Below are 14784 nucleotides of genomic sequence, written 5' to 3' on the forward strand. Positions count from 1 at the left end.
GGACAGAAAGATGGAATTCGCTTTCTACTTCGCATCCGGGATCGCCGTGGTCTCCACCCTTCGGGTGGTGACCGGCACCAACCCCGTGCACGCCTTGCTTTACCTGATCATTTCGCTGATTTCCGTGGCCATGATCTTCTTCGCCCTGGGTGCGCCGTTCGCCGGCGCCCTGGAAGTGATCGCCTACGCCGGCGCCATCATGGTGCTGTTCGTGTTCGTGGTGATGATGCTCAACCTCGGGCCGGCTTCGGTCGCCCAGGAACGGGGCTGGCTCAAGCCCGGTATCTGGGCCGGGCCGGTGATCCTCGCCGCCCTGCTGCTGCTGGAGCTGCTGTACGTGCTGTTCGTCACCCCGAGCGGCGCCGGCATCAGCGGTACCACCGTGGGCCCGAAAGAAGTCGGCATCAGCCTGTTCGGCCCTTACCTGCTGGTGGTCGAACTGGCTTCGATGCTGCTGCTGGCCGCGGCCGTCACCGCCTTCCACCTGGGCCGCAACGAGGCGAAGGAGTAAATCATGGGTGCTATCCCTCTCGAGCATGGTCTGGCGGTCGCCGGCATCCTGTTCTGCTTAGGTCTGGTTGGCCTGATGGTCCGCCGCAACATCCTCTTCGTGCTCATGAGCCTGGAAGTCATGATGAACGCCTCTGCCCTGGCGTTCGTCGTCGCCGGTGCCCGTTGGGTCCAGCCCGATGGCCAGGTGATGTTCATTCTGGTGATCAGCCTGGCAGCCGCCGAGGCCAGTATTGGCCTGGCCATCCTGCTGCAGCTGTATCGCCGCTTCCACACTCTCGACATCGATGCTGCCAGTGAGATGCGCGGATGAACCTTCTCTTCCTGACTTTCGTCTTCCCCCTCGTCGGCTTCCTGCTGCTGTCGTTCTCGCGCGGGCGGTTCTCGGAGAACCTGTCCGCCCTGATCGGCGTCGGCTCGGTAGGCCTTTCGGCCGCCACCGCCGCCTACGTCATCTGGCAATTCAATGTCGCCCCGCCTGAAGGCGGCGCGTACAGCCAGCTGCTGTGGCAGTGGATGTCGGTGGACGGCTTCGCGCCGAACTTCACCCTGTACCTGGACGGCCTGTCGGTCACCATGCTCGGCGTTGTCACCGGTGTCGGCTTCCTGATCCACCTGTTCGCTTCCTGGTACATGCGTGGCGAAGCCGGTTACTCGCGCTTCTTCGCGTACACCAACCTGTTCATCGCCAGCATGCTGTTCCTGGTGCTGGGCGACAACCTGCTGTTCATCTACTTCGGCTGGGAAGGCGTGGGCCTGTGCTCGTACCTGTTGATCGGTTTCTACTACAGCAACCGCAACAACGGTAACGCGGCACTCAAGGCATTCATCGTCACCCGTATCGGCGACGTGTTCATGGCCATCGGCCTGTTCATCCTGTTCGTCCAGCTGGGTACCCTGAACGTGCAGGAACTGCTGGTGCTGGCACCGCAGAAGTTCCAGGCTGGCGACACCTGGATGGTGCTGGCAACCCTGATGCTGCTGGGTGGTGCGGTCGGTAAATCGGCCCAGCTGCCACTGCAGACCTGGCTGGCCGACGCGATGGCCGGCCCTACTCCGGTCTCCGCGCTGATCCACGCGGCAACCATGGTGACCGCGGGCGTGTACCTGATCGCCCGTACCAACGGCCTGTTCCTGCTGGCGCCGGACATCCTGCACCTGGTAGGGGTGGTCGGTGGCGTGACCCTGGTACTGGCCGGCTTCGCCGCGCTGGTGCAGACCGACATCAAGCGTATCCTCGCCTACTCGACCATGAGCCAGATCGGCTACATGTTCCTGGCCCTGGGCGTTGGCGCCTGGGACGCGGCGATCTTCCACCTGATGACCCACGCCTTCTTCAAGGCCCTGCTGTTCCTTGCCTCCGGTGCGGTGATCGTTGCCTGCCACCACGAGCAGGACATCTTCAAGATGGGCGGCCTGTGGAAGAAACTGCCGCTGGCCTACGCCAGCTTCGTGGTCGGTGGCGCTGCCCTGGCTGCCCTGCCGATCGTGACCGTGGGCTTCTACTCCAAGGACGAGATCCTCTGGGAAGCCTTCGCCAGCGGCAACACCGGCCTGCTGTACGCCGGCCTGGTCGGTGCGTTCATGACCTCGCTGTACACCTTCCGCCTGATCTTCATCGCCTTCCACGGCGAAGCCAAGACCGAAGCCCACGCTGGCCACGGCATCAGCCACTGGCTGCCGCTGGGCGTGCTGATCGTGCTGTCGACCTTCGTCGGCGCCTGGATCACCCCGCCGCTGGCAGGTGTGCTGCCTGAAAGCGCCGGCCACGCCGGTGGCGAAGCCAAGCACGCGCTGGAGATCACTTCGGGCGCCATCGCCATCGCCGGTATCCTGCTGTCGGCCCTGCTGTTCCTGGGCAAGCGCCGCTTCGTCAGCGCCGTCGCCAACAGCGGTATCGGTCGTGTCCTGTCGGCCTGGTGGTTCGCCGCCTGGGGCTTCGACTGGATCTACGACAAGCTGTTCGTCAAACCTTACCTGCTGATCAGCCACATCCTGCGCAAGGATCCGGTTGACCGCAGCATAGGCCTGATTCCTCGCCTGGCTCGCGGCGGCCACGTCGCCATGAGCAAGACCGAGACCGGCCAGCTGCGCTGGTACACCGCTTCGATCGCCGTTGGCGCAGTGCTGGTACTCGGCGCTGTGGTAGTGGCCGCGGTATGACCATGAACCTTGCGAACCTTGCGACCCTGCAAAAGGAAACGAACCCGTCATGATTTTGCCTTGGCTGATCCTGATCCCCTTCATCGGCGGCTTCCTGTGCTGGCTGGGTGAGCGCTTCGGCGCCACCCTGCCGCGCTGGATCGCGCTGCTGACCATGTCCCTTCTGCTCGGCATCGGCCTGTGGCTGTGGGGTAACGGCGACTACACCCTGGCACCCGCTCCGGGCGCCGAGCCTGCCTGGGCCCTGGAATACAAAGTCCAGTGGATCCAGCGTTTCGGCATCAGCATCCACCTGGCCCTCGACGGCCTGTCGCTGCTGATGATCCTGCTCACCGGCCTGCTCGGTGTGCTGTCGGTACTGTGTTCCTGGAAAGAGATCCAGCGTCACGTCGGCTTCTTCCACCTCAACCTGATGTGGATCCTTGGCGGCGTGGTCGGTGTGTTCCTGGCCCTGGACCTGTTCCTGTTCTTCTTCTTCTGGGAAATGATGCTGGTGCCGATGTACTTCCTCATCGCGCTCTGGGGTCACAGCTCGTCGGACGGCAAGAAGACCCGGATCTACGCGGCGACCAAGTTCTTCATCTTCACCCAGGCCAGCGGCCTGATCATGCTGGTGGCGATCCTCGGCCTGGTGCTGGTCAACTACACCAACACCGGCGTGATCACCTTCAACTACAGCGACCTGCTCAAGGCCGAACTGCCAGCCGGTACCGAATACCTGCTGATGCTGGGCTTCTTCATCGCCTTCGCGGTGAAGCTGCCGGTGGTGCCGTTCCACTCCTGGCTGCCTGACGCTCACGCCCAGGCACCGACCGCAGGTTCCGTGGACCTGGCCGGTATCTTGCTGAAGACTGCGGCCTACGGCCTGCTGCGCTTCGCCCTGCCGCTGTTCCCGAACGCTTCGGCCGAGTTTGCGCCAATCGCCATGACCCTGGGCCTGATCGGTATCTTCTACGGTGCCTTCCTGGCCTTTGCGCAAACCGACATCAAGCGCCTGGTCGCCTTCTCCAGCGTCTCGCACATGGGCTTCGTGCTGATCGGTATCTATTCCGGCAGCCAGCAGGCCCTGCAAGGCGCGGTGATCCAGATGCTGGCCCACGGCCTGTCCGCTGCCGCGCTGTTCATCCTGGCCGGCCAGCTGTACGAGCGCTTGCACACCCGTGACATGCGCCAGATGGGTGGCCTGTGGCACCGCATCGCCTACCTGCCAGCCATCAGCCTGTTCTTCGCCGCCGCCTCCCTGGGCCTGCCCGGTACAGGCAACTTCGTCGGCGAGTTCCTGATCCTGATCGGCAGCTTCGCCAGCGTGCCTTGGATCACCGTGATCGCCACCACTGGCCTGGTGTTCGGTTCGGTGTACTCGCTGATCATGATCCACCGCGCCTACTTCGGCCCGGCCAAGACCGACACCGTGCTGGCCGGCATGGACGGACGCGAACTGATCATGGTCCTGGGTCTGGCGGTACTGCTGATCCTGCTGGGCGTGTATCCGCAGCCGTTCCTCGACACCTCTGCCGCCACCATGAGTGGTGTGCAGCAGTGGCTCGGTTCCGCTTTCACTCAACTCGCTTCGGCCCGGTAAGAGCGCTATGGAATTCACCACTCAACACTTCATCGCATTGGCGCCGATGCTGATCACCACCATCACCACGGTGGTGGTGATGCTGGCGATCGCCTGGAAGCGCAACCACTCGCAGACCTTCCTGCTGTCCACCGTGGGCCTCAACCTGGCCCTGCTGTCGATCCTGCCGGCGCTGAAGGTTGCGCCGCTGGCGGTCACCCCGCTGATCACCATCGACAAGTTCGCCTGCCTGTACATGGCGATCATCCTGGTGGCGACGCTAGCCTGCGTCACCCTTGCCCACGCCTACCTCGGTGAAGGCTCCAAGGGTTTCCCGGGCAACCGTGAAGAACTGTACCTGCTGCTGCTGATGTCGGCCCTCGGTGGCCTGGTGCTGGTCAGCGCCAACCACCTGGCCGGCCTGTTCATCGGCCTGGAGCTGCTGTCAGTACCGGTCTATGGCCTGGTAGCATATGCCTTCTTCAACAAGCGCTCGCTGGAAGCCGGCATCAAGTACATGGTGCTGTCGGCCGCAGGCTCGGCCTTCCTGCTGTTCGGCATGGCCTTGCTGTACGCCGACGCCGGCAGCCTGAGCTTCGACCAGATCGGCAAGGCCCTGGCCGCCACCAGCATGCCAAGCCTGGTGGCCCAGCTGGGCCTGGGCATGATGCTGGTCGGCCTGGCCTTCAAACTGTCGCTGGTACCGTTCCACCTGTGGACCCCGGACGTGTACGAAGGCGCCCCGGCACCGGTCGCCGCCTTCCTGGCAACCGCCAGCAAGGTTGCGGTGTTCGCCGTTGTCGTGCGTCTGTTCATGCTCTCCCCTGCTGCCAGCAGCGGCGCGCTGAGCACCGTACTGGCGGTGATTGCCGTGGCCTCGATCCTGATCGGCAACCTGCTGGCACTTACCCAGAGCAACCTCAAGCGCCTGCTCGGTTACTCGTCCATCGCCCACTTCGGTTACCTGGTCATCGCCCTGGTCGCCAGCAAGGGCCTGGCCCTGGAAGCCATGGGCGTGTACCTGGTCACCTACGTGATCACCAGCCTGGGCGCCTTCGGTGTCATCACCCTGATGTCCTCGCCTTACGGCGGCCGTGACGCCGATGCATTGTACGAGTACCGCGGCCTGTTCTGGCGCCGTCCGTACCTGACTGCGGTACTGACCGTGATGATGCTGTCGCTGGCGGGTATCCCGCTGACCGCCGGCTTCATCGGCAAGTTCTACATCATTGCCACTGGCGTCGAGTCGCACCTGTGGTGGCTGGTCGGTGCCCTGGTGATCGGTAGCGCCATCGGCGTCTACTACTACCTGCGCGTCATGGTCACCCTGTACCTGGTCGAGCCGAACCTGCGTCGCCACGACGCCCCGCTGAAGTGGGAACAGCGCACCGGCGGCGTCATGCTGCTGGCCATCGCCATTCTCGCCTTCGTGCTGGGTGTGTACCCGCAACCGCTGCTGGAAATGGTCCAGCAAGCCGGCCTGCAACTGATCGGCTGATCGCCTCGGCAAAACAAGACACCCCGCTTATGCGGGGTGTTTTTTTATCTGCACGCTTTTATCCGTGAGCATGAAGGCTTATTCACCAGGATTGTCCTGGACGGCCCCCGGCAGCGCTGCCTTGCGTAAATCACCGTTGGCCGAAGGCAGGTACACTTCCGGGTTGGGCATGCCGCTGGGCGAGAGCTCATGGGTCATCTCGAACTCGGCACGCACCGACCAGCCACAGGCCTCGTTGGTGCATTGCAAATAGGCGATCCGCAGGAAAATATGACGCCCTTCACTGGTGCGTATACGCATCCGGCTGTGGCAATGCGGGCAAACCAGCTTGTATGTACTCACGGCAAGTACCTGCAAGCATTGTTCGGGCTTACCTTCTGTGAGAATAGTCGTCCGGTTTTGTCAGTATTGGCTGCATATATAGGTGTATTCTTCAGTTTGATGCTTCTCATTGCAGGAATGCTCCTTAAAACGCAGGGCTGTATTCATAACGAGTAGTTTAAGCCCATGGAATATCATTAAACCAGTCATGGATATTTGTTATGAGTACCCACGTACTTGCTTCGGTGCTGACCAGGCTGAAGCTTCTGACCGCTACGGAATCTGACGCCGAGCTGTCCAGAGCGCTCTCGATCAGCCCGCAGACATTGAGCAGCTGGAAGGTGCGCGACAGCATTCCTTATTCACTTTGCATAGACATCGCCAGGCAGTATGCATGCTCACTGGACTGGCTTCTGCTGGGTGAACCCGAACGACATCGCGCAGGCCTGGACGACGAAGGCTGGGAACAGGACATGCTCGCGCGCCTGCGCACCCTGTCGCTTGCCGATCGCCAAGCCGTTCTCCTGCTGGTTCAGGACAAGCAACGCATCCAGCAGCTGGAGCGGCAATTGAGCGCGCTGACCAGTCGCTCGCCCAATGCCGCCAGCGGCTAGCCCCGGCGGCGCCAGCGCTGGATGAGTTCACGCGGGTCCAGCGTATCCAGCCAGACCATCACCTTGAGGCTGATGGGGATCACCACCACGGCAGCCACGAACCCCGCCATGCCACGGCTCAGCAAGGGCACCAGTGACGAAACCAGCGGCTCGAACAGATGGCCAACCCCACGGTCACGAACACCAACAAGAGTTTCTTGCCCAGCGTCAGGCGCCTGGCCGTGTTGGTGATCAAGCGGTCGCGCGCCGCACTCACCAGCAAAGCCCCCAGCAGCGCAGCGAACAGGACATTGCCATCCACGCCCAGCAACTCCACCAGCGCCGGGGCCAGGCTGTCGACAACAGATTTTTCAGTCATGGGCAGCCCCTCGGTGTGCGGCGGGCAGGTAGGCGGTCGAGCCCAGGTTACGCATGACCGCGGCTTCGACAAAGCGGATGTAGCACACCCGCAATGCACGCCCGTGGTCATGCCCGGCCACATCCTCGAGGCGCTTGTAGCCCCGTTCTCGCAACACCGCGCGCCAGCGCGCAAATTCGCGTGCCGCGTCGATGGCAGCGCAGCGTGCGGCCACTTCCAGCACAGCCTCACTGACAGGCCGCTTCAGGTTCAGGCGCTCACGCAGCCTGTCCAGTTCCACCCGTGGCCAGAAGGGGTCATGGCAATCGGCAAAACGCCGTAACCGAGGATCGTTGCCCATGCTTCACCCCCTCACTGCTCGGCCAGCATGCCGTAGCGAATGGCCTTGATCACCGCAGCCACCCGCGTGGGCACATCGAACTTGCGCAGGATGTTCGACACATGGAAGTTCACCGTCGATTCCTTGCATTCCAGGATCTGGCCAATCTCCCACGAGCTCTTTCCGTAGGCACACCACAACAGCACTTGCCGTTCACGTGGCGTCAGGCGAACCGGGGCGTCCGCCAGGGGTTGCTGCGAGTGTCGTGCGTTGTCAGTCATGTTTGAACTCCACGGGTGATTGAGCGAGGCATCGCTGCCGGTCTGCAATCACCTTACGAAGCGCAGGTCGCCCTGCTCCATCGCTGCGGCTTGTAAAGAACTTTCGTACAAAACCGTCTGACGAAGGTTGCGCGATATTTGTCGACTTTCCTCGTGCTCCAAGCGGCATTTCGCTCGTCTCAACGCCGTTGTCCATTCGCCTTTCGCCTGGAGTCGTACAATGCGTTGCGTTTTGCCCCCACCATCCTGCCTCGGCCTGCTGGCTGCTTTCGCTGCCTCCCAGCCCGCCCTGGCGGCACCTCCGGTCGAGTTGGGCCAGGTGCTGATTACCGATGAGGAGCAGAACGACCTGACTGCAGCCAGCGAACGCCTGCACGAAGTGCCGGGCGCAAGCAACCTGGTGGACATGCAGCGCGTGGGACAAGGCCGGGTTGCCAGCAACCAGGATGTACTGGCCTACCAGCCCGGGGTATTCGCCCAATCGGCGGGCAACGATGGCATCAAACTGTCGATCCGCGGTTCGGGCATCAACCGCGCACCGGGGGCCCACGGTTCCGGGGTGTACACGATGTTCGATGGCCTGCCCCTGACCGGCCCGGGCGGCACGCCCTACGAGCTGTTCGAGCCGCTGTGGCTTAGCCGTGCCGAAGTGCTGCGCGGCGCCAACGGCTTCGACCAGGGTTCCCTCGCCCTGGGCGGTGCGATCAACTACGTCACCCACACCGGCTACGACGCCGCGCCGCTGCAGGTGCGCTACGAAGTCGGCAGCCGCGGCTACCAGCATCGGCACATCAGCTCGGGGCAGGTACTGGGCAACCTCGACTACTACGTGGCCCTGACCGATTCGGAATATGAAGGCTACCAGGCGCACAGCAGCGGCAGTGCCAAGGGTGTGGCGGCCAATGCCGGCTACCGCTTCAACCCGAACCTGGAAACCCGCTTCTACCTGCGCTACCGGGAAACCGAGAACGAGTTGGCCGGGCGCCTGACCAAGGAACAGATCAAGCACCACCCCCGCGCCGCGAACCCGGCCTACCTGGCCCGCGACGACAGCCGCCCGCAACCGGGCAGTACCTGGGTGGGCAACAAGACCACCTTCTACCTCGACGACGATGCGCTCCTGGAAGCTGGCCTGGTCTACCACGACTACCCGATGGACCTGCGCGAAGGCCCGATGCGCCTGAAGGTGGCCTATACCGATGTGAGCGGCACCTTGAACTACTTCCGCCGTGACACTTTGTTCGGCCACGAGAGCAAGACCACCGTCGGCTGGCGCACCACCAAACATCTGCCCAACAGCGGTGCTTCACAGTTCACCCGTAATGGCGACGTGTTCGGTGAGCGCATCCGTGACTTCACCTACCAGGGCTCGGACACCGTGCTGCATGTGGGCAATGACCTGGAGCTGGTACCGAACCTGTGGCTGACCACTGGCCTGGCGATGATCTATACCCGCCGTGAAAGTGATGTCACTTACCACCCTGCCGGGGGCGGCAAAGTGAGCCAGCATGACTGGGACTATGCACCACGCCTGGGGCTGCGCTATGACATCAGCCCGGACTTGCAGGTGTACGGCAACCTGAGCCGCTCGGTCGAACCACCCCATCCCTGGGCCCTGATCTGGAGTGCGCCCACAGCCAACCAACCGATCGAGATGCAAAACCAGACGGCCACCACACTGGAATTGGGTGCACGCGGCGAATCGGCATTGGGGCATTGGGACCTGGCGTGGTACTACTCGCAGGTTCGCCATGAATTGCTGGCGGTGGAGATCGTGCAAGGCGCTCCGGCCAAGGAATTCAACGCCAGCGCCACCGTGCACCAGGGCGTGGAAGCCGGCCTCGACAGTACCCTGTGGGAACGCGCCGGTACTGGCAGGCTGAGTTTGCGCCAGGCCTACACCTTCAGTGACTTCCACTACCGCGATGACGACAAGTTCGGCGATAACCGCCTGCCGGGCATCCCCATGCACTACTACCAGGCCGAGTTGCGCTATGACTGGCCGAGCGGTTTCTACGCCGGGGTGAACACGCAGATGGCGTCGAAGGTGCAGGTGGACTACGCCAACAGTTACCACGCCGATGAATATGCCTTGCTCGGCGCACGCCTGGGCTGGGATTCACCGAAGCAGGACTGGCAGACCTGGCTGGACCTGCGCAACCTGACCAACAAGCGTTATGCGGCGACGGTGACACCTGGCTACAACGATGCCGGAAAGGATGAGGCCCGTTCGACGCCAGGCGAAGGCTTTGGCGTGTATGCCGGGGTTTCCTACAGCTTCCGCTAATCCGCTGCGCACAGCTTTTTGTAGGAGCGGCCTTGTGTCGCGAAAGGGCTGCGCAGCAGCCCCGGCAATTTATGTTGCGGAGCTGAAATCCTGGGGCTGCTGCGCAGCCCTTTCGCGACACAAGGCCGCTCCTACAGGGTTCGTGCGCTCAGCGATGATTGCTCAAGGCAGGTCAAACTGCCCTGTTCAACTTCACCCAGGAAGCGAACTTGTCGATAAACGCCTGCAAGAACGGTCGGGTCTTGTCACTGAGCTTGCCCGCATCGTCGAACAGGCTAGCCGCGCCGCCAATGTAGGCCTCGGGCATCTGCATGCACGGCATGTCCAGAAACACCAGCGACTGGCGCACGGCATGGTTGGCGCCAAACCCACCAATGGCACCAGGCGACACACTGACCACTGCCGCCGGCTTGCCACTCCAGGCGCTTTGCCCGTAAGGCCGCGAGCCCACATCGATGGCATTCTTCAGGCCGCCAGGTACCGAGCGGTTGTACTCCGGGGTGACGAACAGCACCGCATCACTGCGGCGGATCTCGTCGCGAAAACGCTTCCACGCTTCCGGCAGCGCTTCGGCCTCGACATCCTCGTTGTACAACGGCAAATCGCCAATCTCGACAATCTTCAGGGCAAGGCTGGACGGCGCCAGCTCCGAGAGTGCGCGGGCGATCTTGCGGTTGTAGGAGTCCTTGCGCAAGCTACCGACGACCACTGCTACCGAATACACCTGGCTCATGGCAATTTCCAACCTCTGCTGGGTAAAGGGACGTTGTAGTTATAGATGACCGTTCCTCGGCGCCTTGGTTTTTTTTCCACGGGGCGAAAACTTCCGACGCTGTTACACGGTCTATGCCTGCAGACATTTCCCACGTAATTCAGAGGTTTCCACCCAAATGGCAGCAGTAATGGTCGACCAATTCCACGCCCGTGACGCCGAAGGCCGCATCTACCCCGTGCACGAGTTCCAGGAGTCGACCCTGCAAACCGACGGCAGCACGCTGGGCGCGCCCATCACCACCTATCGCCTGGCCATCGGCGACAAGGTCAACCATCTGGGTGAAAACCGCTTCGAACTGGCGCGCAGCGGCGTCGAGATCATTCGCATTCCTTGATGCAGTCCACCGTGTAGCGGCCGCTTTCATTCTGCAGGCCGTGCACGTCGGCGACGAAACCTGGGAAGCCCTGGTTGAACGCCCGGGCGAAGGCCAGGTAATCGACTATCGAGCGGGTCGCCTCGGTAAACCGCTCCCCCGGCATGATCAACGGAATACCAGGCGGGTACGGCACCAGCATCACCGCTGCCACCCGCCCCAGCAGCGCCTCGATCGGCACCGCCTCCACCTCACCGCGCACCATCTGGTCATAGGCCCGGGCCGGGCTCACGGCTACCTCCGGCAAGCGCGTGAACAACCGTTTCAGTTGCTTGGCCGTGGCATTGGCGCGGTAGCAGCCATGCAACTGGTCGCACAGGTCGCGCAGGCCCATGCCCTGATAGCGCGAGGCATCGGCAGCCACCACGCTCGGCAGGCAGTTGCTCAGGGCGGTATTGCCGTCATAGTGGCGCTTGAACTCCAGCAACTCGGTGAGCAGGGTGCTCCACTTGCCCTTGGTGATGCCCATGGAGAACAGCACCAGGAAGCTGTACAGGCCGGTTTTCTCCACCACCAGCCCCCGCTCCCAGAGAAACTTGCTGACCACTGCCGCCGGGATGCCATGCTCGCCCAGTGCACCGCCCGCGCTCAGGCCCGGCATCACAAGGGTCACCTTCAGCGGGTCGAGCAGCACATAGTCATCCGCCACTTCGCCAAAGCCATGCCACTCCGCCCCCGGCTGCAGCAGCCAGTCCTGCGCGGCCAGGCGGTGGATGCCTTCGGCGCTCGGCGGCTGCCAGATGCTGAACCACCAGTCGTCGGCGGCGATGTGCTCGCGCAGGTTGGCCAGGGCACGGCGAAAGCTCAGCGCCTCGTCGAACATTTCTTGCAGCAGCGAACGCCCGGCCGGCCCTTCCATCATGGTCGAGGCCACGTCCAGCGAAGCGAGGATGCTGTACTGCGGCGAGGTCGAGATGTGCATCATGAACGCTTCGTTGAAGCGGTCACGGTCCAGCTGGCGCCTGGCCCCGTCCTGCACATGAATCATCGAGGCCTGGCTGAACGCGGCCAGCAGCTTGTGGGTGGAATGGGTGCTGAACACCAGCGGGCTGTCTGCCGCGCAGGCCGTGCCCATGGCATAGCGCCCGGTAAAGAACTCGTGGAATGCCGCATAGGCGAACCAGGCCTCGTCGAAGTGCAGCACCTCGACACTGGCGCCCAGGGTCTGCTTGATCAGCCCGGCGTGGTAGCACAGGCCGTCGTAGGTGGAGTTGGTCACCACCGCCAGCTTGATGCGCTGCCCGCGATCGCGAGCAAGAGGGTTGGCCTGGATCTTCGCCTGGATCGCCTCGGGGCTGAACTCGCTGAGCGGGATCGGGCCGATGATCCCGAGTTCGTTGCGCTCGGGGCACAGATAGAGGGGAATGGCACCGGTCATGATGATCGCATGCACCACCGACTTGTGGCAGTTGCGGTCCACCAGCACCAGGTCGTCGCGGCCGACCATGGCGTGCCAGACGATCTTGTTGGCCGTGGAGGTGCCGTTGATGACGAAAAAGGTGTGGTCGGCGCCAAAGTTGCGCGCAGCCCTGGCTTCGGCTTCGGCCAAGGGGCCGGTGTGATCGAGCAGCGAGCCCAGCTCCGGCACGGAAACGGACAGGTCCGAGCGTAGGGTGTTTTCCCCGAAGAACTGGTGAAAGGCCTGGCCCACTGGGCTTTTGCGATAGGCCACGCCGCCGCCGTGGCCCGGGGTGTGCCAGGAATAATTGGACTGCGCGGTGTGCTGCACCAGGGCCTTGAAGAACGGCGGCAGCAGGCCGTCCAGGTAGATATGTGCGGCACGCGCCACCTGGCGCGCAAGAAACGGCACGGTGTCTTCGAACAAGTACAGGATGCCACGCAGCTGGTTGAGCTCGCTCATGGCTTCGGCGGGGGCGTTTTCCAGGGTTACTTGTTCGCCCAGGGCGAAAATCGGCAGGCTGGGGGCGCGCAGGCGGGCCAGGCGGATCAGCTCGGCCATGTTCTGCAGCAGGTGGGTATTCTCGCCGACGCCCTCGGCGGCAATCAGCATGCAGGCCAGGCCATGGTGGGTGGCAGCGACCAGGCAGGCCTCGGCATGGTCGGCGGCGGCGAGGACGGCAAAGCCGTCCTGGCGCAGTTCCTCGGCGATGCCCCGCACACGCTCGCCAGCGACGCTGTCAACCTTGATGGCGCGGTGCACGATGAGGATGGGGAACTTGAGGTCCTTGTACATCAGGTGGCTACCTCCGAAGGACATGGCGTCTATTTCAGGGTAGTAGAACCTGTGTGGTCAGGACCGGTATCGCCTTCAAGACATGCGCAGGATCTGTAGGAGCAGCCTTGTGCTGCGAAGAGGCCATTTCTGCTGAAGAAGATCTGTTGCCCTACCGGCCTCTTCGCAGCACAAGGCTGCTCCTACAGGTACATCACCGGCTTCGGAACTTGTGATGAACCTGTGGGAGCGGGTTCACCCGCGAAAGGGCCGGAGCAGGCGAAAGATCAGCCAGCAGGTGTCTCGGTCAGAGCCTGCCACATGGATGGCCCACCCGCCGACTTGGCAATGGCCGCCAGGCGCTCGGCATGCGCTTCCAGCTCTTCGGCACTGGCCATGATCACTCGCCCTGGCACACGCCCGGTAATACGGCGAATCTCGCTGCCACCAGCACCCGACCCTTCATCCTCGGCTTCTGCCCCATGCGCGGCCAGCGACAGGCTGGTCTGGCCACCGGTCATTGCCAGGTAGACGTCAGCCAGCAATTCCGAGTCGAGCAATGCGCCGTGCAGCTCACGGCCCGAGTTGTCGATATCGTAGCGTTTGCACAGGGCATCCAGGCTGTTGCGCTGCCCCGGGTGGCGCGCGCGCGCCAGCAGCAGGGTGTCGAGGATGGTGCAGTGCTGCGAAATGTCCGCGCGGTCCTGCTGGCCCAGCAAGGCAAATTCGTTGTTGATGAAGCCAACGTCGAACGCCGCGTTGTGGATGACCAGCGTGGCGCCCTGGATGAACTCGAAGAACTCCTCTGCGACATCGCCAAAGCGTGGCTTGCCGATCAGGAAGGCATCGGTGATGCCGTGGACGTTGATGGCGCCCTCGTCACTCTCGCGGTCTGGCTGCAGGTAGACGTGGAAGTGCCGCCCGGTCAGGCGCCGGCCGATGACCTCGACACAGCCGATCTCGATGATCCGGTGGCCTTCGCTGACCGGCATACCCGTGGTTTCGGTATCGAGAATGACGAACCGTTTATCTTGCTGCTGCTCCACGCGGGGCGCTCCAACTTGCATCAGTTACAAAGGCCGGAATTGTACCCCAGCTCAACGCTTGGCGCGCACCTCATCGACCCCACGGTTGGCCAGCTGGTCGGCGCGTTCGTTTCCGGGGTGGCCGACATGCCCGCGCACCCACTTCCAGGTCACCTTGTGGCGGTTGACCTGCTCATCCAGCTGCTGCCACAGGTCGGCGTTCTTCACCGGCTCCTTGGCCGCGGTTTTCCAGCCGCGCTTCTTCCAGTTGGTCATCCATTCGTTGATGCCCTTCATCACGTACTGCGAGTCGGTGGTCAGCACCACTTCGCATTCGCGCTTCAGCGCCATCAAGCCCTGGATCGCGGCCATCAGTTCCATGCGGTTGTTGGTGGTTTCGCGTTCGCCGCCCCACAGTTCCTTCTCGACGCCCTTGTAGATCATAAGGACGCCCCAGCCGCCAGGGCCAGGGTTGCCCTTGCAGGCACCATCGGTAAACATCTCGACGCTTTCGCTCATGTACCAC

15 protein-coding genes and 1 pseudogene are annotated in these 14784 nt (G+C 63.0%); 8 read left to right on the forward strand and 8 right to left on the reverse strand.

Annotated elements, in window-relative coordinates; all coding sequences use genetic code 11:
• Window positions 1–10: 10 nt before the first annotated feature.
• From nuoJ to nuoN, 5 genes are read left to right on the forward strand one after another with little or no spacing between them, the layout of a single operon-like run.
• Window positions 11–511 (forward strand): NADH-quinone oxidoreductase subunit J, encoded by a 501-nt coding sequence (gene nuoJ, locus GEV38_RS18320; protein ID WP_003261007.1) that lies wholly within the window; start codon window positions 11–13, stop codon window positions 509–511.
• Between the two features lie 3 nt (window positions 512–514).
• Window positions 515–823 (forward strand): NADH-quinone oxidoreductase subunit NuoK, encoded by a 309-nt coding sequence (nuoK, locus tag GEV38_RS18325; RefSeq protein ID WP_003251446.1) that lies wholly within the window; start codon window positions 515–517, stop codon window positions 821–823.
• A complete protein-coding gene (gene nuoL, locus GEV38_RS18330) occupies window positions 820–2673 on the forward strand; it encodes an NADH-quinone oxidoreductase subunit L (RefSeq protein WP_013973388.1) in 1854 nt (617 codons plus the stop codon). Before nuoK ends, nuoL begins: the two co-directional genes overlap by 4 nt.
• A 49-nt stretch (window positions 2674–2722) precedes the next feature.
• On the forward strand, window positions 2723–4255 hold the full coding sequence (nuoM, locus tag GEV38_RS18335; protein ID WP_015271056.1) for an NADH-quinone oxidoreductase subunit M: 1533 nt from the start codon (window positions 2723–2725) through the stop codon (window positions 4253–4255).
• Window positions 4256–4262: 7 nt separating this feature from the next.
• Window positions 4263–5732, forward strand: a complete 1470-nt coding sequence (gene nuoN / locus GEV38_RS18340) for an NADH-quinone oxidoreductase subunit NuoN (RefSeq protein ID WP_013973390.1) — start codon at window positions 4263–4265, stop codon at window positions 5730–5732.
• A 78-nt stretch (window positions 5733–5810) separates the two neighbouring features.
• Here the strand turns inward: nuoN and GEV38_RS18345 are convergent, their stop codons facing one another.
• Window positions 5811–6074, reverse strand: a complete 264-nt coding sequence (locus tag GEV38_RS18345; RefSeq protein WP_023662582.1) for an ogr/Delta-like zinc finger family protein — start codon at window positions 6072–6074, stop codon at window positions 5811–5813.
• Window positions 6075–6274: 200 nt separating this feature from the next.
• Here GEV38_RS18345 and GEV38_RS18350 point away from each other — a divergent pair, with 200 nt between their 5' ends.
• Window positions 6275–6667 (forward strand): helix-turn-helix domain-containing protein, encoded by a 393-nt coding sequence (locus tag GEV38_RS18350; protein ID WP_003261013.1) that lies wholly within the window; start codon window positions 6275–6277, stop codon window positions 6665–6667.
• Here the strand turns inward: GEV38_RS18350 and GEV38_RS18355 are convergent.
• From GEV38_RS18355 to GEV38_RS18365, 3 genes and pseudogenes are all read right to left on the reverse strand, one after another.
• A pseudogene (locus GEV38_RS18355) lies at window positions 6664–7025 on the reverse strand (hypothetical protein). The gene GEV38_RS18350 and the pseudogene GEV38_RS18355 sit on opposite strands and share 4 nt — an antisense overlap.
• Window positions 7018–7365, reverse strand: coding sequence for a head completion/stabilization protein (locus tag GEV38_RS18360; RefSeq protein ID WP_015271058.1), 348 nt, complete (start codon window positions 7363–7365; stop codon window positions 7018–7020). The pseudogene GEV38_RS18355 and the gene GEV38_RS18360 overlap by 8 nt, the downstream one beginning before the upstream one ends.
• 11 nt (window positions 7366–7376) lie before the next feature.
• Complete coding sequence (locus GEV38_RS18365) at window positions 7377–7625, reverse strand: helix-turn-helix domain-containing protein (RefSeq protein WP_003261017.1); 249 nt, start codon at window positions 7623–7625, stop codon at window positions 7377–7379.
• A gap of 220 nt (window positions 7626–7845) precedes the next feature.
• Between GEV38_RS18365 and GEV38_RS18370 the strand changes: the two genes are divergently transcribed.
• The gene (locus GEV38_RS18370; RefSeq protein ID WP_054572489.1) at window positions 7846–9912 is read left to right on the forward strand and encodes a TonB-dependent receptor domain-containing protein; all 2067 of its coding nucleotides are present in this window, start codon (window positions 7846–7848) and stop codon (window positions 9910–9912) included.
• A 172-nt stretch (window positions 9913–10084) separates the two neighbouring features.
• Here the strand turns inward: GEV38_RS18370 and GEV38_RS18375 are convergent, their stop codons facing one another.
• Window positions 10085–10645: an NADPH-dependent FMN reductase gene (locus GEV38_RS18375; RefSeq protein WP_054572488.1), complete on the reverse strand. Its 561-nt coding sequence runs from the start codon at window positions 10643–10645 to the stop codon at window positions 10085–10087.
• Between the two features lie 157 nt (window positions 10646–10802).
• On the opposite strand from GEV38_RS18375, the gene GEV38_RS18380 reads away from it, so the two are divergent.
• The gene (locus GEV38_RS18380) at window positions 10803–11021 is read left to right on the forward strand and encodes a hypothetical protein (protein WP_015271061.1); all 219 of its coding nucleotides are present in this window, start codon (window positions 10803–10805) and stop codon (window positions 11019–11021) included.
• Here GEV38_RS18380 and GEV38_RS18385 read toward each other — a convergent pair.
• The 3 genes from GEV38_RS18385 to rnhA all read right to left on the reverse strand — a co-directional run bounded on the left by GEV38_RS18385 (window position 11005) and on the right by rnhA (window position 14777).
• On the reverse strand, window positions 11005–13254 hold the full coding sequence (locus GEV38_RS18385) for an Orn/Lys/Arg decarboxylase N-terminal domain-containing protein (RefSeq protein WP_015271062.1): 2250 nt from the start codon (window positions 13252–13254) through the stop codon (window positions 11005–11007). The genes GEV38_RS18380 and GEV38_RS18385 overlap by 17 nt on opposite strands.
• Before the next feature lie 266 nt (window positions 13255–13520).
• Window positions 13521–14279: a DNA polymerase III subunit epsilon gene (gene dnaQ, locus GEV38_RS18390; RefSeq protein WP_054572487.1), complete on the reverse strand. Its 759-nt coding sequence runs from the start codon at window positions 14277–14279 to the stop codon at window positions 13521–13523.
• 51 nt (window positions 14280–14330) lie between these two features.
• A complete protein-coding gene (gene rnhA / locus GEV38_RS18395; protein ID WP_054572486.1) occupies window positions 14331–14777 on the reverse strand; it encodes a ribonuclease HI in 447 nt (148 codons plus the stop codon).
• Between the last annotated feature and the right edge of the window lie 7 nt (window positions 14778–14784).

This window comes from Pseudomonas sp. 13159349 (genome assembly GCF_013305685.1).
Classification (GTDB): Bacteria; Pseudomonadota; Gammaproteobacteria; order Pseudomonadales; family Pseudomonadaceae; genus Aquipseudomonas; species Aquipseudomonas asiatica.

Excerpts from the sequence above, each read along its gene's own strand:
- nuoJ (WP_003261007.1), top strand. The coding sequence starts at position 11 with ATGGAATTCGCTTTCTACTTCGCATCCGGGATCGCCGTGGTCTCCACC.
- nuoK (WP_003251446.1), top strand. The coding sequence starts at position 515 with ATGGGTGCTATCCCTCTCGAGCATGGTCTGGCGGTCGCCGGCATCCTG.
- nuoL (WP_013973388.1), top strand. The coding sequence starts at position 820 with ATGAACCTTCTCTTCCTGACTTTCGTCTTCCCCCTCGTCGGCTTCCTG.
- nuoM (WP_015271056.1), top strand. The coding sequence starts at position 2,723 with ATGATTTTGCCTTGGCTGATCCTGATCCCCTTCATCGGCGGCTTCCTG.
- nuoN (WP_013973390.1), top strand. The coding sequence starts at position 4,263 with ATGGAATTCACCACTCAACACTTCATCGCATTGGCGCCGATGCTGATC.
- GEV38_RS18350 (WP_003261013.1), top strand. The coding sequence starts at position 6,275 with ATGAGTACCCACGTACTTGCTTCGGTGCTGACCAGGCTGAAGCTTCTG.
- GEV38_RS18360 (WP_015271058.1), bottom strand. The coding sequence starts at position 7,365 with ATGGGCAACGATCCTCGGTTACGGCGTTTTGCCGATTGCCATGACCCC.
- GEV38_RS18365 (WP_003261017.1), bottom strand. The coding sequence starts at position 7,625 with ATGACTGACAACGCACGACACTCGCAGCAACCCCTGGCGGACGCCCCG.
- GEV38_RS18370 (WP_054572489.1), top strand. The coding sequence starts at position 7,846 with ATGCGTTGCGTTTTGCCCCCACCATCCTGCCTCGGCCTGCTGGCTGCT.
- GEV38_RS18375 (WP_054572488.1), bottom strand. The coding sequence starts at position 10,645 with ATGAGCCAGGTGTATTCGGTAGCAGTGGTCGTCGGTAGCTTGCGCAAG.
- GEV38_RS18380 (WP_015271061.1), top strand. The coding sequence starts at position 10,803 with ATGGCAGCAGTAATGGTCGACCAATTCCACGCCCGTGACGCCGAAGGC.
- GEV38_RS18385 (WP_015271062.1), bottom strand. The coding sequence starts at position 13,254 with ATGTACAAGGACCTCAAGTTCCCCATCCTCATCGTGCACCGCGCCATC.
- rnhA (WP_054572486.1), bottom strand. The coding sequence starts at position 14,777 with ATGAGCGAAAGCGTCGAGATGTTTACCGATGGTGCCTGCAAGGGCAAC.